The organism is Anditalea andensis, from assembly GCF_000714815.1.
GTDB lineage: Bacteria > Bacteroidota > Bacteroidia > Cytophagales > Cyclobacteriaceae > Anditalea > Anditalea andensis.
In genome coordinates this window covers 502,033-527,069 of the sequence record NZ_JMIH01000024.1, presented here as the reverse complement: position 1 = coordinate 527,069, position 25,037 = coordinate 502,033, and the positions used below count along the sequence as shown (strand labels likewise).

At 37.5% G+C, this 25,037-nt stretch carries 23 protein-coding genes; 20 read left to right on the top strand and 3 right to left on the bottom strand.

Annotation, left to right across the window (positions count from 1 at the left end):
• The first annotated feature begins 242 nt into the window (after positions 1-242).
• The 11 genes from EL17_RS18610 (at position 243) to EL17_RS18555 (ending at position 9,152) form a co-directional block, all read left to right on the top strand.
• Positions 243-833, top strand: coding sequence for a TetR/AcrR family transcriptional regulator (locus EL17_RS18610; RefSeq protein WP_035077394.1), 591 nt, complete (start codon positions 243-245; stop codon positions 831-833).
• A 74-nt stretch (positions 834-907) separates the two neighbouring features.
• Positions 908-1,372: a hypothetical protein gene (locus EL17_RS18605; RefSeq protein ID WP_035077393.1), complete on the top strand. Its 465-nt coding sequence runs from the start codon at positions 908-910 to the stop codon at positions 1,370-1,372.
• A gap of 2 nt (positions 1,373-1,374) precedes the next feature.
• Positions 1,375-1,692 carry a DUF3817 domain-containing protein gene (locus EL17_RS18600; RefSeq protein ID WP_035077391.1) on the top strand — a complete coding sequence of 106 codons (318 nt, stop codon included), beginning with the start codon at positions 1,375-1,377 and terminating at the stop codon, positions 1,690-1,692.
• A gap of 370 nt (positions 1,693-2,062) precedes the next feature.
• Positions 2,063-2,587, top strand: a complete 525-nt coding sequence (locus tag EL17_RS18590) for a DinB family protein (RefSeq protein WP_035077387.1) — start codon at positions 2,063-2,065, stop codon at positions 2,585-2,587.
• A 464-nt stretch (positions 2,588-3,051) separates the two neighbouring features.
• Complete coding sequence (locus tag EL17_RS18585) at positions 3,052-3,915, top strand: class I SAM-dependent methyltransferase (RefSeq protein ID WP_051720145.1); 864 nt, start codon at positions 3,052-3,054, stop codon at positions 3,913-3,915.
• Positions 3,882-4,094 carry a hypothetical protein gene (locus tag EL17_RS18580; protein ID WP_035077385.1) on the top strand — a complete coding sequence of 71 codons (213 nt, stop codon included), beginning with the start codon at positions 3,882-3,884 and terminating at the stop codon, positions 4,092-4,094. Before EL17_RS18585 ends, EL17_RS18580 begins: the two co-directional genes overlap by 34 nt.
• Before the next feature lie 456 nt (positions 4,095-4,550).
• Positions 4,551-5,081, top strand: coding sequence for a Crp/Fnr family transcriptional regulator (locus tag EL17_RS18575; RefSeq protein ID WP_035077383.1), 531 nt, complete (start codon positions 4,551-4,553; stop codon positions 5,079-5,081).
• A 62-nt stretch (positions 5,082-5,143) separates the two neighbouring features.
• The gene (locus EL17_RS18570) at positions 5,144-6,010 is read left to right on the top strand and encodes an N-acyl homoserine lactonase family protein (protein ID WP_051720142.1); all 867 of its coding nucleotides are present in this window, start codon (positions 5,144-5,146) and stop codon (positions 6,008-6,010) included.
• Positions 6,011-6,300: 290 nt separating this feature from the next.
• A complete protein-coding gene (locus EL17_RS18565; protein ID WP_035077382.1) occupies positions 6,301-6,870 on the top strand; it encodes a Crp/Fnr family transcriptional regulator in 570 nt (189 codons plus the stop codon).
• A gap of 81 nt (positions 6,871-6,951) precedes the next feature.
• Positions 6,952-7,767 carry an SDR family oxidoreductase gene (locus EL17_RS18560; RefSeq protein ID WP_051720140.1) on the top strand — a complete coding sequence of 272 codons (816 nt, stop codon included), beginning with the start codon at positions 6,952-6,954 and terminating at the stop codon, positions 7,765-7,767.
• Between the two features lie 773 nt (positions 7,768-8,540).
• Complete coding sequence (locus tag EL17_RS18555; protein WP_035077379.1) at positions 8,541-9,152, top strand: class I SAM-dependent methyltransferase; 612 nt, start codon at positions 8,541-8,543, stop codon at positions 9,150-9,152.
• A gap of 105 nt (positions 9,153-9,257) precedes the next feature.
• Here EL17_RS18555 and EL17_RS18550 read toward each other — a convergent pair whose 3' ends face one another.
• Positions 9,258-9,473 (bottom strand): hypothetical protein, encoded by a 216-nt coding sequence (locus EL17_RS18550; protein WP_035077377.1) that lies wholly within the window; start codon positions 9,471-9,473, stop codon positions 9,258-9,260.
• Positions 9,474-9,829: 356 nt separating this feature from the next.
• On the opposite strand from EL17_RS18550, the gene EL17_RS18545 reads away from it, so the two are divergent.
• Positions 9,830-12,247, top strand: a complete 2,418-nt coding sequence (locus EL17_RS18545) for an ABC transporter permease (RefSeq protein WP_035077375.1) — start codon at positions 9,830-9,832, stop codon at positions 12,245-12,247.
• A gap of 214 nt (positions 12,248-12,461) precedes the next feature.
• Here EL17_RS18545 and EL17_RS24385 read toward each other — a convergent pair whose 3' ends face one another.
• Together EL17_RS24385 and EL17_RS23910 are read right to left on the bottom strand one after the other, a co-directional pair.
• Positions 12,462-12,524 carry a hypothetical protein gene (locus tag EL17_RS24385; RefSeq protein ID WP_394332177.1) on the bottom strand — a complete coding sequence of 21 codons (63 nt, stop codon included), beginning with the start codon at positions 12,522-12,524 and terminating at the stop codon, positions 12,462-12,464.
• A 3-nt stretch (positions 12,525-12,527) separates the two neighbouring features.
• Complete coding sequence (locus EL17_RS23910) at positions 12,528-12,701, bottom strand: hypothetical protein (protein WP_205623582.1); 174 nt, start codon at positions 12,699-12,701, stop codon at positions 12,528-12,530.
• Between the two features lie 764 nt (positions 12,702-13,465).
• Here EL17_RS23910 and EL17_RS18535 point away from each other — a divergent pair.
• The 8 genes from EL17_RS18535 to EL17_RS18500 all read left to right on the top strand — a co-directional run bounded on the left by EL17_RS18535 (position 13,466) and on the right by EL17_RS18500 (position 24,994).
• Positions 13,466-13,864: a hypothetical protein gene (locus tag EL17_RS18535; RefSeq protein WP_164675148.1), complete on the top strand. Its 399-nt coding sequence runs from the start codon at positions 13,466-13,468 to the stop codon at positions 13,862-13,864.
• Between the two features lie 1,354 nt (positions 13,865-15,218).
• On the top strand, positions 15,219-18,212 hold the full coding sequence (locus tag EL17_RS18530; RefSeq protein WP_240486021.1) for a SusC/RagA family TonB-linked outer membrane protein: 2,994 nt from the start codon (positions 15,219-15,221) through the stop codon (positions 18,210-18,212).
• A 25-nt stretch (positions 18,213-18,237) separates the two neighbouring features.
• Positions 18,238-20,064, top strand: coding sequence for a RagB/SusD family nutrient uptake outer membrane protein (locus EL17_RS18525; protein ID WP_051720136.1), 1,827 nt, complete (start codon positions 18,238-18,240; stop codon positions 20,062-20,064).
• Positions 20,065-21,091: 1,027 nt separating this feature from the next.
• Positions 21,092-21,793, top strand: coding sequence for a helix-turn-helix transcriptional regulator (locus tag EL17_RS18520; protein WP_051720134.1), 702 nt, complete (start codon positions 21,092-21,094; stop codon positions 21,791-21,793).
• Positions 21,794-21,858: 65 nt separating this feature from the next.
• A complete protein-coding gene (locus EL17_RS18515; protein WP_035077367.1) occupies positions 21,859-23,103 on the top strand; it encodes an epoxide hydrolase family protein in 1,245 nt (414 codons plus the stop codon).
• 121 nt (positions 23,104-23,224) lie between these two features.
• Positions 23,225-23,617 carry an alkaline phosphatase gene (locus EL17_RS18510; protein WP_240486020.1) on the top strand — a complete coding sequence of 131 codons (393 nt, stop codon included), beginning with the start codon at positions 23,225-23,227 and terminating at the stop codon, positions 23,615-23,617.
• 176 nt (positions 23,618-23,793) lie between these two features.
• Positions 23,794-24,357, top strand: coding sequence for a GNAT family N-acetyltransferase (locus tag EL17_RS18505; protein ID WP_035077363.1), 564 nt, complete (start codon positions 23,794-23,796; stop codon positions 24,355-24,357).
• A 70-nt stretch (positions 24,358-24,427) separates the two neighbouring features.
• A complete protein-coding gene (locus tag EL17_RS18500; protein WP_035077362.1) occupies positions 24,428-24,994 on the top strand; it encodes a Crp/Fnr family transcriptional regulator in 567 nt (188 codons plus the stop codon).
• Positions 24,995-25,037 lie beyond the last annotated feature (43 nt).

The window sequence follows — 25,037 nt, the reverse complement described above, 5'->3', positions numbered from 1 at the left end:
ATTACCAAAAAGTTCTTTTTCTGAAGGGCTGGGAAATTTATAGCGTGGATCTCAAGAGGTGCTTAGTTTTTCTGACCCGGAGATATATGGTAGATGTGAGGAATCGTACATATGATATCAAGGAGCTTTTCGGGGTGTTTGCAGTTCTCCATAATTTGATATTTGATATGGTCACCCTAATAATAATTTGTAAAGCTGACAAAGTATACCTTTCTTTGGAGTCATACAAATAGGTATTTTTTATGAAGAAAGCAGCAGCAACACGCCTGTCAATCCTACAAAAAGCATTTGAACTGATTTACACCAAAGGTTATCAGACAACCAGTATTGATGACATTATCGCGACTACCCAGGTTACCAAAGGTGCTTTTTACTATCATTTCAAGACCAAAGACGAAATGGGTGTTGCCATCATCAACGAAATCCTGAAACCGACACTTTCGGATAGCTTTATACGGCCGTTACAAAAAGGCCAAAATCCATTGACCAGCATTTACAATTCAATGTATGAACTATTGATGAAAAATGAGTTTTTAAAAGTGGAATATGGTTGTCCTGCTTCAAATTTTACGCAGGAAATGACACCATGGAACGCTGACTTTAATAAAGTTTTGAAAGAACTGACGCACCAATGGGCTAAGGAAATGACCACCACTATTGAGAACGGAAAGAAAAATGGATTTATACGCAAAGACATAGACGCAAAACAGGTAACATTATTTGTAATGTCAGGCTATTGGGGCATACGGAATTTTGGTAAATTAGAGAATAGCAAAAAGGTATATCTTTCTTATCTTAAACAACTTAAAAACTATCTAGAGACACTTAAATAATTTTTTATCCAAAAAAATACTAATTAGTATGTTTTTATATACATTTGTATCCTCTATAAAAATATGAAGACAATATGTATTCTACTTTGCTGTTTTTTCATTCTTGGGTTCGTTGGCTTGTATTGGTATTTCTGGTGTATTCGATCTACAGAGCCATTATGGGTTATACCAAAAACAAAACCTTTTCCAAAACAGACAATGCCATCAGACATTGGACGGCCACTGTAGCCCACATTCAATTGATGGTGGGAATAATAATCTATACGCAAAGTCCGGTGGTAAAATATTTCTGGAGAGACACCACATCCGCTTTGCAAAATATGGATGTAACATTTTACGGTTTAATCCATATTCTATTGATGCTGACCGCTATTATTATATTGACTATCGGTTCTGCACTGGCCAAACGCAAACCAGCTGACAAAGAAAAATTCAGGACCATACTGATGTGGTTCTCTATAGCCCTGATCATCATTTTTATTGCCATTCCATGGTCATTTTCACCATTATCTAACAGACCTCTTTTCAGAACATTTTAATTATGAAAAAGTATTTTATCACTACAATCGGACGTCTAAGGCTTTTTGCAATCCTAGAGGGTATATCATTACTTGGGTTGGTTTTCATAGCAGTACCTCTAAAATACCATTTTGATAATCCTGCCATATCCAGATCCCTTGGGCCTGTTCACGGCGCATTGTTCCTGTTTTTTGTGTTCAACGCTTTGCATGTAAGCATTGAGCGACAGTGGAAATTCAGAGAAACAACATGGAAAGTCCTGGTGGCGTGTCTGATTCCATTTGGCACATTTTACATTGACTCTAAAATATTGAGAAAATTAGAAAAGGACGAAAGCTAACTGACTGGCTTAAAAGCACAAGCGGTCTCCGGAATGATCATTTTATAGGGTTCAAACCGATGATTGTTACAGACAGGAGATTCCATAATTCGACAATCACAATTTGGGTCTGGGGGTAAACACAGCACTTTTCCATAAATATTATCGACCTTATCAGGTGCATTTTTTATCATATAATAAAATTGTTTTAAATTCACTAAATATCTCCAAGCATAGGCGGCAGCATGTAATGGCGTCAGACCGAGGTCAGTGTTTCTATGGGCTACCAAAAACCATTGGCAGCAAGCTTATTAAATTAGCTGCGCTGATTTCACCCGTTATACAACACAACATGATACTTATGTTGATAAACAAGTAAATATTTGACGCTATGAATACTGTGGATCTATTGGCCAACCAAACCGAAAATGCTTACGAATGGACGAATAAGCTTATCCAATCCATTCCTGCAGAAAAATGGGATGTAATCCCAGGTCAAATACGTACCAATGTCACCTGGCAGACAGGGCACCTGATCATGAGTTTCTATTTTCACTCCATAATGGTCATTAAAGGTCATCAAATGGATGTAATCCAGAAGATACCGCTGCAAGAATATAATAGATTATTTACCAAGGCCAGCCCGCTTAATACAATAGGTAAAACCACTCCTACTGATTTGATAGCTCAATTATATTTTGTTCAAAATAAATCATTGGAAACCATCCGGTCCTTACAAGACGTCGAGCTGCTACATGAACTTGAAAAAACAGACGTCCCACATCCTATTGCCAAAAATAAATTTGATGCATTGGACTGGAACATCAAGCACACCATGTGGCACTGCGGACAATTGGGAATTTTAAAAAGGATGGTGGATAAAAGATTTGATTTTGGATTACAAATAAACGATTAAAAAATGTCAGCACTGGATATAAGTATTTGATGTCCGAAGATTAAGACGGTGAAAACTTTTAAGAATCCATCGATAATTTCTATCTTTGTACCCTGTTATACTGATTCCAACATATCATCTGAGTCTTTTTTAAAAGACATGCTCGACAAAACGAGGCATTAGCACCTGGAAATCTTCCTGTTTTTTGTGCACAGATAAACATATACCATTTATTCAAAAGATTATAAACAAATAAAGTTGATTTCGTATCGATTGCGCCATCACTTTGCTATGCGTCTGGCAGGTCAATAAGTAATGATCTACATTGATTATAAATAAAATCGAACAGGTCGCATAGCTCTAAGTTATGGAATGCTATCATCCTGAGAAGTGCAGTAACTATCAGTGGCGGCCCAAGCGAGATTCCAACCCGTTTCCTTCGTTACGGGAAAAGTTATGGCCTTTTTTAAAAAAAATATAAACAGATGAAAAGGAAACCGTTAATAAGTAATAATATAGAAGTCTTTTATAATAGAGCATCTGAAGAAACCCGGCTAGATAAAGGTATGGGTATATTTGAATTTGAAAGGGTAAAGTTTCTGATAGATAAATATATTCCCTTTCCATCTTCCACTATATTGGATATTGGCGGAGGGACGGGAAAATATTCAGAATGGCTAGCAAATAAAGGCCATCAGGTTCATTTAATAGAGCCCCTTCCCAAACACCTTAAAATCGCCCAAAACAGAGCCGAAAAATTAAAAAACAGATTTTCGGTTCACAGTGGAACATCTCAAAATCTGGATTTCCCAAATGATTTTGCAGACCTCATCATTTTGCACGGCCCGCTTTACCATCTTCAGAAAAAAAAGGACAGAGAGTTGGCCGTCAAAGAAGCAAAACGGGTTTTAAAAAAAGAGGGTATCATTTTGGGCTTTGCTATAAATTATACTGCTTCGACTCTGGCAGGTCTTTTAAATGGGCTTATTCACAAAGAAACGTTCTTTGAAATGTGTAAAAAAGAATTGACCATAGGAATGCACCATCCTCCGGATGATTACCCCTGGCTTTTGGCAGAAGCGTATTACCATAAACCTGAAGAACTCAGAAATGAATTTGAAAAACAGGGTTTGACCTACCTAAATATGTATGCAGTGGAAGGAATGATCTGGCTGGATAAAGATTACTTTGCCAGTATGTCGGATGACAAAAAGAAAAGCACTTTAATAGAACTTTTGCATATAACTCAAAACGACCAAGATCTTTTACCATTTAGTCCGCATATGATGATAGCCGTTAAAAAAAAAAACAATCTATGGAAAATAAAGACAGGTACTTCAAAGCATTGATTGAGGACAATGGGCAACTGAATGAAATAGACCTGGGGGAAAACCTGGGGCTGGATGAAAAAGAAACGAGAGAGATTATAGTTCTCCTCCTGTCCGAACATAAAATTGAATATGTAGAAAACAGAATGTGCAGTTATAGACTTATGAAAACATCTAAAATAAAAAATAAAAGCAGGTAGTCCGAGGATGTCTGCAGGCCATACGATAAACCTGTGGACCTCCACCTCAGCGGTACGTGTCCGGAATAGCCTCTCCCCTATATGTGGGTATGCTGGAGCATGTTTCACACTTCTTAATAGGGATTATAATTTAGACTGCTAGGTTCTTGATAAGCATCAGGCGATCAGTATTATTGGTCCGGCAGCCAAAAGCTGGTCTTCGGGAGGTTAACCCCTCTCCTATGGGCTGTCATTCACATCGGTATCTTTTGAATACAGCCCTTAAGTGCCCCCCTGTTATACATTGGACCGGTCAATAATTTGGTTTATATTGACCGGTCAGGGGGCACAGCGCCTTGGATACAGTGGGCAATATTTAGAATCTTAAAGAAGTTAGGGTAAGCTAGAAAATGTAGTTATGAAGCCCCTCGTCATCCCACTGATCCCAAGTGTCTGTCATTATCAAGAAAATCCTTTATGAATGAAAAAACCGAAATATTAGAAAAACATTTCAAGACATACCAGTTGCATATAGGTGAATATTTTGTAAAAGAAGGACAATATTCAAAGGTGATAGGGTATGTTGAATCAGGATTGCTTCATGCTTATCAAAAAGACTATAAAGGTGAAACGATTACAACCAACTTTTTCCTACCGGGATCATTCTGTGGTTCGTATTATAGCTTTTACCGTCAGGCCCCTGCCTTAGAGTCTATTAAAGCAATCACTGAGGTCCGGATCCTTACTATTGGTTATGATAAACTGCAAGCATTATTTCGTGAAGACCACATTATTAACCAACTCGGCAGATTGGCTATAGAAGAAGTGTGTATTGCAAAAGACGTCCGGTTTTCTAAAATGCTAACACTTGGTGCCAAGGACCGTTACCTATGGTTTATAAAAGAATACCCATCAGTACTTGAGAAATCCCCTTTAAAACACATAGCAAGTTATCTAGGAATGAAACCAGAATCATTGAGCAGGATCAGAAAGGAATTGACTTCTTAACCTAGGTCAATCCAAGTCTGGATTTATTTAAAGACCTTTGGTGTCATATAAGATATAAATCTATGATTCAGGCATTCTCAAAATCCTTAACATTTAAGGAAGGCGACGGTAAACTCCATGGTTTTTCCACTGGTATGGTCAAGGTGAAATCCACCTTTAGGACAGCCAAAGGAAATGTGCTGACCTCCAAACTCTGTATTCTTATGGACAATGAGTGGACGGAATATATGCCTATTATGGTTTGGGTAATCGATCATCCAGAAGGGGTTTTTGTGATTGATTCTGGCGAAAACGCTCGGGTGACTAATAAGGGATATTTTAAGGGTGAAGGGTTGATATTGAATTACATCAATACTACATCGTTTATCTTTGATGTAAAAGTAGAAGAAGAGGTAGGGCCTCAATTAAAAAGTCTCGGATATAATGAAGACCAAATAACAAGTGTGATTCTAACTCATTTGCACCTGGACCATTTTGACGGGTTAAGTTACTTCGAAAACACAGAAATTATCATCAATCAATTGGAGTGGGACAGTCCAAGTTTTGCGCTGCCAAGTTTGTATCCTGAATGGTTCTCCCCCAAAAAAGTACAGCTAAAGACCTCCAAGAACAGTCATTTCAAAAATTCCTTACCACTTGTTAAATCAGGAGAAATAGAATTGGTACACACCCCGGGACATACTCTGGGCCATTGCTCTATACTCCTTAAAACCTCTGGTTTGGATTATCTGATAGCGGGAGATGTAACCTACAATCAGCACCAATTAGAAAACAACATCAATGCTGGCGGCCATCAAAATTTTAAGTCATCACAGACTACTTATAAGGCTATAAAAAGTTATGCTTTAAAACATAAGCTGGTGTATCTTCCTTCCCATGATATTCAGGTATTTGAAAGAATGGGTAAAAACACATATTTAAGGCAGTAAACTAATGTTTTAAGCAGTAAAATTATGGAGAGTTTAGGAAAGGAGCATTATACTCCACTCTGTACAACTATCGGTTGGATTCAAAAATTCATACCCCTCAGTATACTAGAAAGCATTTTTCTAGTATACAGTATGTGCAGGCAAATGTGCAGGCGCTCCTATCATGTGGTCGTCCCATATATTATGCTACAGCCAGTCACTCTATTTCTGATAAAAAAACCTTCTATTCACCCATTTATACAGACTACATATTTATCAAATGGTAAATTTTGTTCACTAAATTTGCTTTTATGAAAGAATTGATTCAATATATATTACAATTTGGTAATTTGAACGAACAGCAGATAGCCTTAATTGAGCAGAAGGTTTCTGAAATATATCTTCCCAAAGGTCAGTATTTTTCAGAAGCCGGTAAAATCCCCCGGCAGGTTGGTTTTGTTCTTGAAGGTGTTTTTAGGTTTTGCTATTACAATAATAAAGGAGAAGAAATTACCGATTACTTTATTGACGAAAACCATTTCGTAACAGACTACCTGAATTTTGATGCCAACATGGCGGCTTCCGAATATGTGCAGGCAGTAACGGATTGTAGATTATTGGTGTTTACAAAGCAAGATTGGGACGATATCAATAATACCATCATTGATTGGGATAAGATAGTAACCAAAATCGTCCAAAAGTGCCTGACATTAAAAATAGAAAGCAGAAGCCCATTGGTTTCAGAGGATGCTACTACCCGCTATCTGTCCTTTATAGAAAAATTTCCTGCTCTGGTCAATCGTGTTCCGCTTTCTTATATAGCTTCCTACCTTGGCATTACACAGCAATCACTGAGCAGGATAAGAAAAAATATCCGCTAAACCCGCTTTTTAACATTTGGTAAATCCTTTCATTTTTTATCGTGCCACCTTTGCATCAGTAAATATCAAAACATAAGCAAAATGAATTCAAAGAATCACGAAAACCCAAGAAGCATAGTTGAAAATGCAGTTAAAAAGGCGTTTATCACAGGGGCCAATAAAGGCATAGGTCTGGAAACAGCGAAGCAATTGTTGCAAAAAGGATTCTATGTTTACATCGGCAGCCGAACCGCGGAAAATGGTTTACTAGCCGTAGAAAAACTGCAAGCCGATGGATTTACAAACGTAGAGGCCATTCAGATTGACGTAACTGATGACCATTCGGTAAGAAACGCCCGACACGAAATCGGCAAAAAAACAGACCGTTTGGATGTTTTGATCAACAATGCAGGTATTAATGGTGTGAAATTAGATGGGAAAGGAAATTATATTCCACAAACCTGGTCAGCAAAAGAAGCAACAATCGATACTTTCAAAGAAGTATATGAAACCAATGTTTACGGTGTGGTAAGGGTTACACAGGCATTTTTGGATCTACTGGATAATGCACCCGAGCCCAGGATAGTAATGGTAAGTTCTACCGTAGGGTCATTGTCACTTCAAAGCGACCCCAATTGGTTGGCTTATGAATTCGGGAAGTTTGCAGTCTATGGATCTTCAAAATCAGCCTTAAACATGTATACTGTTCATTTGGCTTATGAACTTAGGGATACTCCGTTTAAAATAAACATGGTGGACCCGGGCTATACCAAAACTGATTTCACAGGTCATAATGGTGGCGAAGTCGAAGAAGCTGGAAAACGTATAGTGAAATATGCGTTGATAGACGAAGATGGGCCAACAGGTAGATTCTTCAGTGAAGAAACCAATCCTGAAACAGGTGAAATTGGTTGGTAAAGAGTGGTTGATCATTTAAAGCCCGGCAAAAGTGTTTGCCGGGCTTTTACCATAGGTATTTGCTATGATTTTTTTCAGTGCTGCGGTCCTTAAAAATAAAGTTAATATAAGTCATTTTTAAGAGATAACCATGTGGAGTAAAAGAGTAAGCTACCTGAGGTGTAAAAGCACCCCAGCCATCTCTGCTGACAAGTTAGATGGCTTCCAGCCTTAACTATTCTTTTTAAAGTGTTTGTCCGTATTCCCGAAGACCTCTTTTAAATCTATCTGAACCTATTGGGTTTTCCGATCAAATCCAATAAGTATTATCCTTTAAGCGTTTCCTACGCATCTTAGTTTGCCAGGAATATTTTAAGGCAACTACTATTTGACCACCTGTTCTACTGATATCCAAATAACTTCTATTAGAATACCGGCAAAGGCCTTATCATTTCCAATGAATAATAGATATTCATCAAAATCTTTGTTGCAATAATATTGCATTTATGATATTATGCTTACCTTTATCCAAACTATATCAGTGATATACAACTGTATGAAAATGGCAGAAGTTTTCAATACAGATATCAAAGCCACAGTTTAAGCAGATCAAGTTATAAGCTCAATACGTGGTCACTACCCTGAACTAAAAATTCACCTTGACAATGACAAAACAGGTATGCAATATCCCTGTGTAGGTTTGAAGGCAGTTCATTCAGTCCTGAAAAAATTGACTATTGGTAGTGATCTGGGTTATCAATGTGCAGTTATGGAAGATAAAATTTGTATAAAAAATGACAGAATTCTGGGAAGAAGCATTTAAGGACAAACGAGAAATGTGGGGCAGTGAACCTGCGAAATCCTCAATACTCGCCAAGGAGTGTTTTGTGGAGAATAAAGTAAAAAACGTCCTTATTCCAGGCATTGGGTATGGAAGAAACGCTAAGATCTTTGCAGATAATGGAATGACTGTCACCGGAATTGAAATTTCGCAGACAGCCATAGATTTAGCTCAAAAGCATTTTGGAAAAGACTTGACCATATACCATGGTTCAGTAACTGAAATGCCCTTTGACGACCACTTGTATGACGGTATATTTTGTTACGGCTTAATTTACCTATTGGACAAAGCCGAGAGAATAAAGCTCATCCAAGACTGCTATAATCAGTTAACAGAAAACGGACTGATGATTTTTACGGCAATAACCAAAAACGCACAAACCTATGGGCAAGGAAAACTTATAAGCAAAGACCGGTTCGAAATGTTTGGTGGTGTTAAAATTTTCTTTTACGATATAAAAACCATAGAAGAAGAATTTGCCAATGCTGGTTCTTTTGACATAACAGAAGTAACAGAGAACTATCCTTTTTACTTCATCAAGTGCAAAAAGGATAAAGCTAACTGATCTGGTTACAGTATCGTAATTATACTATTCATTTACCAATAGCTGTGCTCGTTCTTCTAATGATCCCCTCCTTGCCCCCTTCCCCAGTGGCAAATCCTTCCTCACTCAAACCGGGTCTTCCAAATATGGAAAGAATAAGGTGGATAAACTGATATGGATAATATCCTGACCTAATCCGCTAATAAATATTTTCCTTTTGCCCATACCGATCCCGGTGGTATAACCGGCTCCATAAAAATCGAAGTATAATGGTTTACCCGTTTGTCTTGGGTAGATTGCAAATCCAAAAATCGTCAATAGGATTACTATATTTGATTTCATCTAATTATAATTTGTTATTCAAGGGTCAGGGTCTGTGCCATACCTGAGTTGGGGGTAGGCAGTATTTCCTACGTACCTCACTTTATTAGTTTTGAGCACGCACTCTAGCGATCTGTTCATTATTTCCAAAACATTTACGGGGTAGTCCCTATATCATATGGATTTTTAAAGAATTTCAGTTTGCTAAACATAACTTCATCCTATAATTCAGAATCGACCATTACCGATCAATTTTGTTCGATAAAATTATTAATGTTGATATAATTATAGCCATATCAGATTCCTTTAGGGGTTTTCCATTGGCACCAAACTCGCAATTCTGTCAGTCAAAACAACGAGCTATAAGTGTATATCACATGTTAAAAAACTACATCACCATCGCCTGGAGAAATCTTGTAAAAAATAAGGCTTATTCCTTTATCAATATATTTGGATTAGGGCTAGGGATGACCTGTTGTTTCCTGATTTTTATGTATGTGCAGGATGAATTATCTTATGATTCTTACCATGAAAAGGGAGATAGAATATACCGTCTGACCCATGGAAGCCTACCTGCCGAAGGCCAACCTGAAAATGCCGGGGCCAATCCTTTTTGGGTATGGAATAATGCCCCGATTGGTCCGGCCATCAAAAGTTATTTCCCTGAAATCGACAAAGTAGTCCAGTTCTCCGGCAGCTCTGATATCCTGCTTACAGATGGTGACCGTTCTTTTCAGGAAGAAGGCGTATTCTTTATGGATTCTACTGCCTTTGATATTTTTAGCTGGAAGGTACTTAAAGGCAATCCCAACACTGCATTAACGGCACCCTACAGTATGGTGATGACCGAAAGTACCGCCAAACGTTATTTTGGAGACGAGGATCCTATCGGAAAGATCTTAAAGGGAAGTGATTCACCGGGAAGATCAGAGGCCGGTGACTATACCGTCACTGCTGTCATAGAGGATATCCCTGCCAATTCCCATTTCAGTTTCAATATGCTGCTTTCATTGAGTACCTTTAGGATATCAATCCCCGAGGTATTTGAATATTGGGGTTACGCAGATTTTTATACTTACTTTTTGGCCAACGAAGATTTCAACCTGCGCTCTTTTAGGCAAAAAATCCCGGATTTTCTGGCAGCAAGACAGGACAACCCCCTCTACACTATCAAAGTAGAGCCGATGAAAGATTTTTACCTCAGGACAGATGCTGATAGACAACCCGGTAAAACAGGCAGTTTGTCCAATATTTATGTTTTTTCGACAATAGGGATTTTTATTTTGATCATCGCCATGATCAACTTCATGAACCTGTCCACAGCCAGATCTATGGAGCGTGCCAAGGAAGTGGGCATCAGGAAATCGGTAGGAGCGGATAGAAAACAATTGATTTACCAGTTTCTGGGTGAATCCGTTATCATCGTTTTTCTGGCTATGGTCGTTTCAGTTATTTTCGTTACTGTTGCCATTCCGTTGATGAACAGCATCACGGGCAAAGAATTGGAAGTAGGAAGATTTGTAATTTGGCAGGCGATCCCTGCCATGACCGTAACTTTAATTGTCATCGGGTTGCTAGCAGGATCATATCCTGCCATTGTATTGTCAGGATTTAAGCCGGTACAGATTTTAAAAGGAATATCTGTCAGCGATAGCAGTAGTGTCAACCTGAGAAAGGGTCTGGTAATTTTCCAGTTTAGCCTTTCTATCATATTGATAGCAGGATCTATCATTGTCTATACCCAAATGAATTTTTTGTTGGACAAAGACATGGGGTTTGACAAAGAGCAGATGTTGGTATTGGATTATAATTATGATGAAGAGGTAAATAGTAAATCGGGTGTCCTCAAAAGTGAACTGGAAGCAAATCCTGCTATGCTTTCAGTGGCATTCTCCAGAAGTGTACCGGGAAGTTATTTCCCAAATGCCGGCACAAACATCCAAAATCCCGAAGGTGAAATGGTCCTTAAGGGACAGGCTATTTTTCAGGTGGGTATAGACTTTATTGACCATTTTGATATGGAATTGGTGGCAGGCAGGTCATATTCAAGGGAATTTCCATCAGACTCTACCTCAGCCCTGGTGGTCAACGAAGCCGCAGCCAGACAATATGGTTACGCCAATCCGGCTGATATCATAGGGAAGAAATTTGACCAATGGGGAAGGGAAGGTGAAATCATTGGGGTAGTAAAAGATTTTAATTTTATCTCACTCCATCGCCCTATAGAACCCCTGACATTGCCATTTGATGCCTATGAAAGCCGCTTTCTTTCGATTAAAATAAAGGCAGACAATATGCAAAATACGATAGCTGAAATAGAAAATATTTGGAAAAACGCTTTCCCACACAGGCCTTTTTTATACAGTTTTTTAGATGAAGATTTTAACAGACAATACCAGGCAGATTTTAGGTTCAGAAAGATATTTACAGCATTTTCTGTGTTGGCAATTCTAATAGCAAGTTTGGGATTGTATGGATTGGCGACCTATACTGCCGAAACCCGAACCAAAGAAATCGGAATCCGAAAAGTACTGGGGGCAGAAGTATCAAGTATCGTTACTCTGTTATCCGGGGATTTTATCAAACTGGTCTTAATAGCCATTGTACTTGCTACACCCATCACTTGGTATGCCATGAATATTTGGCTGGAAGGATTTGCCTATAAAGTGGAAATCAGTTGGTGGATTTACATTCTAGCCGGTATACTTGCTGTCATTGTAGCAATGGCGACCATCAGTTCTCAGGCCATCCGTGCAGCAATGCTGAATCCTGTGAAGAGCTTGAGAAGCGAATAGAAAAAGAGGTGAAAATGACATTCTCTCCATATTAAAATCAGCTAATTCATTGGCTCAGGGGTCACTTCTACAATATGTGATCGCTTTTTATATTATCCAATACTAACGTTGGTCATCACTACCCTACCTAATGGTGGAGTGGCAAAATCCCTAATAGCAATTACTAATCATATTAACCCCCATCCCTTCATTTTATTTTTATACTTAAGGCTTTTCAGGTTTGCCAGCCTTCTTTATCAGTCACATGTATCATCAGATGATAATCACCAAGATCAATATCTTAGGGAACTACACTGTATCGGAAAGGCCTCTCGCCCCACTGCTTCCCCTCATGTTTCACCCTTTTGTCCAGCATCACTACCCTGTAGAATCCAAGCCCTCTTTTCAGTGGTTTCGATTTGCGGGAACCGATTCCTATTTTGCTGATTTCTGGGAATCTTTCCAAAGTCAGCATAAGGCTTCCAACCAGGTTCTTTGTAAAAAATGATGGTCCTCCAATTCAATATTAATTGATTCTTTCAGCTTGGTTATGGTCAGGTGATCACCGCTGATATCTACTTCATTATAGTGGCGGATGGCATCGGGTGTCCTTTTTCGTCTATTACCGTAACTGACAAATGAACTTTTTGATCCACGACATACCTCATAGTAGAGACAAAACAGAACTCCCCGGTACCCTTAAAATCATATAGTTCACCTTATTCATGGTATTAAGAATATAGCTGCTGATCACGACAACAGATTTATCCGTGGCATTTTATACAAGATAAATTGCGTATCTTAATATGGAAATAAATTAAAATTGAAGATAATTTTTGATTGAAATAGAACATTTTGATCTACGGATATTCCTCCTACATTACACTTCGAGCATCAGATTGTGGAATGCTGTAATTAACGGGAGTAGAAAAAAGATCAGTTTGCGAAAAGTACGCTTCAATGGATAATGCAAATTGCTATAGATCAAAGCATAAACCTATCAGAATTCATTCTTTAATGATTCACTATACACCTACACCCTATACAATATTTCATACCGTTTGTATTTAAGCAAAGACATAACGAAATCATTTTTATTGACTTTCCGGTATAACATTTAACTTATGAATAGCATCATAATGAATTTATAAATACCTTGTTATCTGGACCTAAAAGCACAGGACTAGAATAAAAGATTCGTATATATTAATATTATCTATTTCTAAAAAATATTATAATATGTCTAGAAAAAATAATAAATCAATGCACCTACGCATATATGATTTAAGCTCCCTTTTTACTGTAACACTCTTGGTAATATTATTTATAGGTATGCACGCTTGTGTTCCTGTCCGGTATGGGATTGATGCGCGGAGAGTCAGTAAATTTGCAACATTCAGTGAATTGGGCATTGACAAAAATGCTTTTATTCAACAATATGGAAACCCTACAAATAAGGGCATGTACACAGTATCTGAGGATAAAGTAATAGAAAAATTATACTATACGGAGAAAATTAGAAATTTTCTGGTTACGACAGCGTTTATATTTGAAAATGACGTTTTGGTCCAGATGGAGCGGGTGGATACCAGAAACGATTACCAGGAAATCTTAGAACAGCTAGATACAGTAAGATAATAGAAAGCAGGGTCAAATAAATTGTTTAAATCAAGTTCATAACCTTTGGCTGCCAAACCACCATTGTGGCTTTTCGATTGTATTATCAATAATGGACTGATCATATCAGTTGATGAACCACAATATATAAAAACTACAATGAACAAATAGAGATAGAGTCTCAATTACCAATAGACAATTTCAGCCAAGAGGCAATTATTGCTAAATTTTATTATTTCACTCGTTATTACTTAGGCAAATTATCTCTAGAGCATAAAATATAATATCCAAACGTGCATACATTTAGCTTCTGTATAGCAAGTGTTTCCTTTGGATTTTGCAAAAAAAATTAGTTGATATTGACATAATTTTTAAATAAAGATATCCTTATTTTTTATAGTTCTTTTTAAGAATATTCTCTTTTATGAATTACAGTTGATAAAAAGTATTGATTTTGTACTTTGTTCAAGGTTCATTCACTTCTAAAACTTAAGCAAGAAAACAATTCTTTTTTTCTCTATGCCTACCCTTTTTCATGACGATGTTGCAGACAGATGGAGAAAAAAATATTAATAATAAGGACGTTCCCCATTACTATATTACAACATTTATTAAATAATAAAATTAAAATCATGATGGTGCAGCGTTAATTAAAAATGCTCAAATAGTATTCACCCCCTGATGAACTTTTTTATAACAATGGTGGCCATATTCATGAGAGAGGCTCCCCAAAAACTGCTAAAAATTTGATACGTGATAAAAAAATCGGATCCGATCCGGAAAAGTCATAGTCCTTTTAGTAGTAAACCATGGCCTACCAAAAGATCCTTTACAATTTCAGCACCCATTAAACCAACTATTTTTTATTAACCGGTTCCCATTCTGTCTTGATATCGTGGGATGGTGTGCCGCCCCCTGTTCGTAAGTGCCGAACACATTCTGCAGTTCAAACATACCAGGATAATTTTCTATATCCACATTTAAAATTTGGTTTGGCGGTGATTATACCTGTATATCCATATAGATGTCAATAATCTGTATAGGACTTTACCTTGACCCTATGTGGCTGAACTTATACTGTAATGCAGGTATAAAAATCTTGTATTTCAATCATATTTGAAAGAACACCATTTTATAATAGCGTTTGTAAAATCATAAATTTCCGAAATCGATTGCGTAGATTATTATCATGATATTAAATTATAAAAGTCAGAATTTATATAATATTAAATATTGAAATAAATTCTATAAATAATTGATTCAATTTCTATATAATAACTTAAACCCAATACTTATGAAATGTATAATTTACTATTTAAAATGGGGACCATTATTTATTGCTCTATTTATTTCCTTTAGTTCAAATGGCCAAAATTTGCAAATTACAGGAACAGTTTTAGACGAAACAGACCTACCAATGCCCGGAGTCACAGTTAGAATAAAAGGAACCGATGTAGTAACCATAACTGATATAGAGGGGCATTATGGAATAAATGTCCCCAATAATGGGCTTTTAATATATTCGTTTATTGGATATGACACTAAAGAAATCTCTGTTAATAATCAATCAGTGATCAATTTAAAAATGATTCCCAATACATCCGATTTGGAGGAAGTAGTAGTAATAGGTTATGGAACAGCTAAAAAAAGAGATATAACTGGAGCTGTTTCGACTATAAAAAATGACTTATTAAAAAACGAAAATCCCAATTCTGTCCAGGATATCTTGAGGGGTAATGCAGCAGGTTTAAATGTAGGCTTAAATACGGATGCCAAAGGAGGTGGATCATTGGAGGTAAGGGGAAGAACATCTCTAAATGCGGGAAACAGTCCACTATTGGTAGTGGATGGAGCGATTTATTACGGCCAGTTAGCAGATATCAATCCCAATGACATTGAAACGATAGAAGTATTAAAAGATGCCAGTGCAGCTGCAGTATTCGGAGCTAAGGCCGCAAGTGGGGTAATTTTGATAAATACCAGAAGAGGTAGAGAAGGTAGATCCATGATTAATATAAACTCTAATGTTGGATTGGCTACCAATTCCAGATTCCCTTCAGTATATGGGCCTGAAGGATTTATAGCTTGGAGAGAAGACGTGCAGAAAAGCACTTTTGCAGGAGGTGGGTTTGGAGAACATCAATTTTCAGATCCAAGAAATTTACCAAGCAATGTATCAATGGATCAATGGCTAGCATATGATGGGTCTGCAGGGGATCCTATAACGGTATGGTTGCAACGCTTAAACTTACAGCCAGCAGAGATAGAAAATTACCTAAATGAAAGATCTGTAGACTGGTACGACAGGATATTTCAGGTGGGACTTCGCCAAGACCATACTGTCAGCTTATCAGGAAGTAAAGACGATTTTAAATATTATTGGTCTCTAGGTTACCTCAACAATCAGGGAATAGTCATTGGAGATGAATTTAAAACGTTCAGAAGCAGGATAAATCTTGAGGGTAAAGTCAATAAATTTCTTACAGTAGGAATGAATTCACAGTTTGCCAACAGAGACGAAAGTCAGGTACCTGTTAGCTGGGGGAATATAAGAGTACTTTCACCATGGGGTACTGAATATAATGATGATGGATCATTAAAATGGAGACCTAATGATGAAGCCAGTGGCGGAAAGCATCCTTCATATGATAGGGCTTTCATAGATAGGGTACAACGTGAATTTACCATCAATTCCACCTTGTATGCAGTTATTGATCTTCCATTGGGATTTTCGTTCAGGACCAACTTTACTCCTAGGTTTGAATTTTATGAAAGGTATAACCACGAGTCTGCAGCACATGTAGAATGGGCAGAAAGGGGAGGGAATGCCTCAAGACAGCAACGGAAAGTTTATACATGGCAAATAGACAACATTTTGACATGGCAAAAACAATTCGCAGAAAAGCATGATTTTAACGTCACCTTACTTGCCAATGCAGAACAGTTTCAAAGTTGGGACAATACTATGTCAAACAATGGGTTTCAACCGCATGACCGGCTGGGATTTTCTAAAATCGATGCCGGCATCAATCCATTAATTTCTAGCCATGATCAGTACAGTACCGGGGATGCATTGATGGGAAGGATGATTTATAGCTATGATGGCAAATATTCCACTACAGTCTCAGTGCGAAGAGATGGATACTCTGCCTTTGGCCAACTCAACCCACGAGCTACCTTTTATTCTGCGGCAGTAGGTTGGATATTTTCAGATGAAAATTTTATGAATATCAATTGGTTAGATTATGGCAAGCTGCGCTTATCATGGGGAAGTAATGGAAATAGAGATATAGGCATGTATGATGCCTTGTCAGATTTGGCTACAGGAAAATATTTCTATCAAAGGCCTAATGGAGAACTGTATTTGGTCAATCAGCTCTACGTAAACAGGATGGAAAATTCCAGACTGCGATGGGAAAGAACGGCTGCATTTAATTTAGGTTTGGATTTTTCTATATTAAAAACAAAAATCGATGGTAGCATAGAAGTATATAACATGTCAACCACTGACCTTTTGGTACAAAGAAACCTGCCCGACATCTTAGGCTTCAACTGGGTTTACGATAACCTCGGAGAGGTGCAAAATAGAGGGATTGAATTTTCGCTAACATCCAGAAACATCACAAGAAATAATTTTTCATGGATTTCTACAGGCAATTTTCAATTGAACAGAAATGTTATCAAAAGCCTATACGGCGATCTAGATGAAAATGGAAAGGAGCTTGATGATCTTGAAAATCAATGGTTTATTGGTCAGGCAATAGATAGAATTTGGCATTATAAAACGGATGGGATATGGCAATCACATGAAGCGGATGCAGCGGCTGAATATGGAGTTAGACCTGGAGATTATAAAGTTATAGATGTCAATGGAGATGGTCAGTTCACTAATGCTGATCGACAGTTTCAGGGTTATACCCAGCCTCGATTCAGGTGGAGTTTAAGGAATGATTTTAAGTTATTTAAGAATTTTGAGCTTTCCTTTATGATGTATTCCTACTGGGGACATATGGGCTCCTTCAATCAAATGAAAAATAGGGATGGTTTCCTAGACAGGACAAATTCATATGTCACGCCATATTGGACGGAAGAAAATCCCAACAATGAATGGGCTAGACTAAATTCAAGTGAAGGTGGTGCTAGTGGTTTCAATGTCTATAGAGACAGATCATTTATCCGACTGGAAAACATTTCTGCATCTTATTCTGTGCCAAAATCAAAACTAGAAAAATTGAAAATTGAGAATTTTAGAGTATATGGTAATATAAGGAATGTGGGCTATTATGCTCCTAATTGGGGATTTTGGGATCCAGAAAATTCTGGACCTGTGCCTACCATTTTTACTTTAGGAATAGATTTGACGCTTTGATTTTCAATATTTAAAAGACTAAGACATGAAACGTAAAAGAAAAATATTGCCATATATACTATTATTTCCAAGTCTATTGATTATTGGGACGTCCAGTTGTAATGAGGACTGGCTGGAACCAAGACCATTGTCATTCTATGCCCCCGAAAATACATATAACGTGGCAAGTGGGCTTTGGGGAGCATTGGTGGCCTGTGAGCGTAATATGAGGCATGAATGGACTGGTGATAACCCACCTATCCATACTGAAATGGTACTGACAGACATTGCTGTGGATGGTACTACAGATAAATCGAGCCCTCCACAAGATCTTAATCTAATCCTAACTCCTGATGCAAATCTTAACGGTTTGGATTATAATAGGATTGGCTGGTATTGGTTTGAAGGCTTTAAGGGAATCAAATATGCAAATGTTGTCATTTCAAGAATCGATGAGCCAGAAGATTACCAATCAGAGGCAGAAAGAAACCATATATTAGGGACCGCTTATTTCCATAGAGCACTTCGCTATTATAAACTTACTCATCAGTTTGGTGATGTACCACTGATCCTGGATGAAATTCGGGAACCAAAACTTGACTTTTATTCCACAGATAGAAACGTAATACTCAGGAAAATGAAGGAAGACCTAGAGTTTGCCGAAATTTGGGTTCCAGAAATAATGGATCGGGGAAGGGTCCCAAAAGGAGCGGTACAGCATTTATTAACTAAGGTAAATTTAGCCCTTGGAGAATTCCAAGATGCTGTGGCATCAGCATCCAGGCTCATTGATGAGGGACAGTATAGTTTGATGAGAGACCGATTTGGGATCAATGCATCAGATGCCAGCAGAAACGTTATATGGGACTTGCATAGGCCTGATAATAAAGCTAGCAATATCAACACAGAAACCATACTCCTGGTAATGGACAGAATAGACACCGAAGGAAATTCAGGTGGAACAACATCCATGCGACAAGCTGTACCATTTTGGAGTGTAAATATCAATACACCGTCAGGTAACAAAGGCACTCTGGATCTAGCGACTGCTCCGATACCTCAAGTCTTACATGTAGGTAGAGGTATCGGTAGAACCAGAGGCAACTGGTACTCCATGAATACTGTATGGGATGATGAAAATGATCTAAGACATGCTCCAGGTAACTGGATGAACATGGAAGATTTGGTCTATAACAACCCGAATATCCAAAACAGTGACCCAGACTATGGCAAAAACCTGAGGATGAGAAATGACAATGGGCAACTATTGACTTCTGATTCCATCAGAAGCTGGTTTTCATGGCCCCATTATAAAGTTTTTATTCCAGATCCACAGAGGGTACAGCCACAGGGAGGGCATTCTGATTGGTATATTTTCCGGCTGGCAGAATCCTACCTTTTAAGAGCAGAGGCATATTATTGGCTGGATAATTTATCCGGTGCTGTCGATGACCTTAACCAAGTCAGGACCAGGGCTGGTTGCGCACCTTATAACGCATCCCAATTGAACATGGAGACTATTTTGGATGAAAGAACTAGAGAATTATTCTATGAAGAACCCAGAAAAACCGAACTTACCCGTGTAGCTTATCTCTATGCCAAAACAGGAAAGGCCGCTGCATCAGGGAAATCATATACCATACAGAATTTTTCGACAGATAATTATTTTTACGACAGGGTGATGGAAAAATCCGATTTCTACAATAAGGGAGTCACAACCAGGCATGGCAACTTATTTACTATGAGCCCATACCATGTGCTATGGCCAGTACCTGCCAATGCCATCAATACCAATACGAGGGGGCAAATAAATCAGAACCAAGGATATGCGGGATATCAAAACAATAAACCTCCATTAACTACTATTGATTAGTTAATATATCATACCGATGTTTATTACATCTCCACTAACTTAAGGGACTGGTTTATTCCAGTCCTATTTTTATTTCTCTTTTACATAAAGGGATAACGGTATTTATACATTTAATTTTAAAATAGATGAGTATATCAATTGGATCGTTTGTTATGGCCTAGGTTAAAAAATGACTTCTCCTTCCTATGGGGTAACCAGAAACATATTCCCTTTCGATAAAAAGTAATCCTACCACATTCATGCTTTCCACACCTCCTCCTACCAACAATGAAATAATAATATCATTCCTTTCTTAACTTATATTCTAGTGCTGCTGTGAAAGTTTGCACCTGGTCAACTGTAAGCTATTCACAGCCGTAATGGTACATTAAACAGTAGGCGTGGGTTACATCTTAAAGCTCAGTGATCATTCCGGTTAGGATTACTGTACCTCCCTACTTATTTTTGCCAAGGTGAACAATAATTACCATCGGTATGGATAGCAGCAAATAAATTCTTTTAATTATCAACATAAGAGGATGTAGCATATAGATAAATCTGTCGGGTAAAAGATGATAATTTTAAAGAAAATGGGGTTGTGTTTAATACATTTGGAAATGGTGAAAATAAATTGAGGTAATCCCTCATTTAACGTACTCATGTTCCTAACAGAATGGGCTTACAAAAGCGAATACCTAGAAGGGGTCCAAAAAAAATCAATTATAGAAATGTTTAATGCTGGCCTCCATTCTATCATTTATAATATCAATATAATCGGGGCATTATCTTTTAAAAGTTATTTATTCAACCTTTTTCTTCATTATTAAATAGTAATATAAAGTGATTCCAAACAGGGGTTTTCTCTACTTTTGTGACGGGCATATAATTTTTGCAAAAACCGCAGATCTATCCAAGAGTGCTTTAAAGGTAAAGTTACCGATTTTGTCCAGAAACAATAAAATTTTTCCGACGTTCGCATGTATAAATAAATTGCCTATAGTGAAGTAGCCATATCCCAACTTTAAGCTAATAATTATATTCTTAAACAATGCAAGATAAAAACATTAAGCGGATTTCAAGACTGACAGCCATTCTCACACAGTTACAATCAAAAAGAATAGTCACAGCAACATCTTTGGCAGAAATGTATGAAGTAAATGTAAGGACCATATACAGAGATATTAAGGTTTTAGAAGCATCCGGTATTCCTATAATTACAGAAGAGGGTAAAGGCTATGCTATCTTGGATGGATATCGTATCCCTCCTGTTATGTTTACAGAAAGGGAAGCGCTCGCCCTTGTAACCGCTAACCAGATAATCGCTACACAAAAGGACAGTTCATTTAGAAAGGAGTTTGGCAATGCTATAGGCAAAATAAAATCGGTTTTAAAGAATTATGATAAGGTAAAAACTGAAATCCTTGAAACCAACCTTTATGTTGGCAAAAACCCGGAAGAAGAAACAAATAGCCATTCACTCATGGATATCCAAATGGCTATAGCAACCAATAAGGTAATAGGCATTGAATATAAAAATGAAAGTCAGTCTATCTCAGCTCGCCTACTGGAGCCATACCTACTTTATTATAGTAATCATGATAACTGGGTGATCTGTGCCTGGTGTACCCTGCGCAATGATTTTCGTTCATTTAGACTGGACAGGATCATAAAGTATGCTATTCTTGACAAAACTTTTACACCAAATAAAAGACTGTTTAACCATTACATAAAAGAAAATTTTTTGAACTGATACCATACCCTTGACATAGTGCTGTCACCAACCTACCTTTTCTTTGTGGTAAACAATAAAATAAAATGAAAACCAACGTTACCACCGCTTTTATAGCTGTACTACTCGGGATTAGCCCGGTTAAAGCGCAAAACTATTTGTCAAACCCAAAGCATCATCATCAAATGGAAGCATTTCAAATCAACATTTCCCAAGAGAAAATAAACGAACTTAACTCACGCATCAGCAAAACGCGCTGGATTAGTGAAACTGCTGCACCTGTCTGGGGAGATCCAATATTGGACTATTCCACTATCAAGGCACTAACTGATTATTGGGGGGCGGACTTCGAATGGAAAAAGCATGAAGCGCATATCAATAATTTCCCTCAATTCAGAGCTTTTGTAAAGGATATCAACATACATTTTGTATATCAAAAAGGAAATGGAAGCGGTCATATACCTATCCTATTTTTGCATGGATGGGCGAGCAACTTTAATGAGTTTTTAAAAACCGCCGAACTGATAGGAAAAGAAAATCCAGGGTTTGATGTCATCATTCCGTCCCTTCCCGGGTTTGCTTTTTCAGATGTACCAGAGAGCATGGACTCAGCCACTGCCGCAGAGTACATACACCATTTAATGACGGGAATACTGGGGTACGAAGATTATTATGTCCACGGTAGTGACTATGGAGCTTTTGTCGGAGAAAAACTGGCATTAAAATATCCGGAATCAGTAAAGGGATTACATTTATCTGATATACCATTTTACCATTTGTACTCTCCCGGTGAAAACCTCTCTCAATCAGAAAAAGATTACATAGAAAAGATAAACGACTGGTCCATGCGAGATGGGACCTATGGCATGATACAAGGTACCAAGCCCCAAACTTTATCCATTGGACTTAATGATTCGCCCGTGGCACTTGCAGCCTGGATTTTGCAGTTATATTTTGACTTAGGAGATAAGGAACTATCCATTTTTGAAAGGTTTTCAAAAGACGATTTGCTAGTAAACATTTCTTTGTATTGGTTTACGGAGTCTATTTATCCATCTATCCGGCTATACTCAGAAGACTTGAGTGGTTATGATGGTAAACCTGTTGAAAAAGTCACCGTCCCAGTCGCTTTTAACTTACATAGATTTGATATTTCAGGATTTGTGCCTAAAGCATTTGCTGAACGTTTTTATGCCAATATTGTATCATACACGGAGTTTAAGGACGGCGGCCACTTTAGCGGACTTTCCCATCCCGAACAATTGAAAAATAATTTAATCGATTTTATTGAACAGATTGAAGAAAACAAAACAGGGATCATTAACATATAAACATATCAAATCAGGGGGGCAAAAGAGAAAACCTCCCTAACCCGCTTCAAATTACCGTTGATCAAATTAATAAGATGGAAAAATCGGTTATTTTGCTTCCAGCCAGGAAATACCTTCCGTGGTGAAAGGTAAAGGGGGCTATCTTTTCGAAGCTACCGATCGGGCCCTATCCTATCTAACCAAAAAAGGGAAGCCGTTTTTCATTATGATAGAAGTAGCAAAGATAGATACAGGAAGACATCAAAATGATGCTGAAAAAGTAGTAGAAGAGGTGATAGATTTTGATCAAGCTTTGGCTGGGGCCTTGGCATTTGCAGATAATCATCCGGGGACCCTAGTTCTTATTACTGCAGATCATGAAACGGGAGGAGCAACCTTACCTCAGGGAAATGTATCAAATATGCAGATCGAGTTGGAGTTTTCCACTGAAGACCATACCGGAATCATGGTCCCGCTCTTTGCATATGCCCTCATGCTGGTGCTTTCAGATGTATGTATAAAACGAGATTTATAAAAAGCTAAAGGAATTTATCTTAAGCTATCATACGTTTGATGAAGGTGTAGCGGCTTTCTTCTGATTATTCTGATTAAATACTTGAAAAGCTATAGATAAAAAGATTATCTTAACTTCGGTCTTTTTTGAACCTATTTTAATAAAAAAACTTACCGGGGAGTAAAAAATCAATACATATGGAATGTTTACCTAAGATTGAGACGGAAAGACTTATTTTGGATGAATTAACTGCAGCAGATATCCCCTACATTGTATCATATGCATCTAACATAAGTATATCAGCACATACACTCAATATCCCCCATCCTTATGCCGAAAAGGATGCTATTTATTGGATTAATCTATCCATTCAAGGACTGAAAAATAAGACAAATTTTATTTTTGCTATACGGTTAAAAACTTCAGGTGAGTTTATTGGAGGAATTGGTCTGACAGTAGATCAAAAATTTTCGCGAGCGGAGGTTGGGTACTGGATTGCGCAATCTTTTTGGAATAATGGATACACTACAGAAGCTGCCAAATCCATTATTCAATTTGGATTTGACAAGTTATCATTAAACAAAATAACATCTTCCCATTTTGAAAAAAACCCTGCTTCAGGTAGGGTAATGGTTAAATGTAAAATGACTAAAGAAGGTGAATTGAAAGAACACATTCATAAAAACGGATTATTTCATACCCTTTTCCTATACGGTCTGACAAAATCTGAATATAAAACAATTATTTCAACGGCCCGATAATCGAATTAGGAAATAAAACCACGAGCTACAAAAGGCATCAAGGCAAAGTTAAAACCGTACTACATTTACCATGGATCAAATCAGAAAACATTTTGAAAGAACCTTTGAGCTAAGTGATAAAGATTGGCAGATTTTCTCTTCTAAACTTAAAAAAAAAGAATTTGCAAAAAAACATGTGCTCTTAAAAGCAGGACAAATTGAAAATCACCTTTCATTTATAGAAGCCGGTATTATACGTTTCTATATCTCCAAAGAAGAAAATGATCTCACCTTTGCTTTTACTTTCGACAACTGTTTTATCAGTGGCTATGATTCCTTCCTAACACAAACACCATCTATTTACCATATTGAAACTTTAACAGATACTACTCTTTGGCAACTCACCTACAATGACCTGCAAATAATATATAAAGAAACCGAAATAGGTAATTCTATAGGCAGACATGCAAGTGAAGATTTGTTTCTGAAAAAATCCAAAAGAGAACTTTCCTTGCTCAATGAAACGGCCCAACAACGGTATCTGAATTTATTAACTGAGCAACCCCATCTAATAAGCCATATTCCACTGAAATACATAGCCTCGTATATAGGGATTACACCACAGGCTTTGAGTAGGATACGAAGAAGGATTTCTTAACCCAGGTTCATTGATTTACATAGCAGAACAAATGACCTTTGTA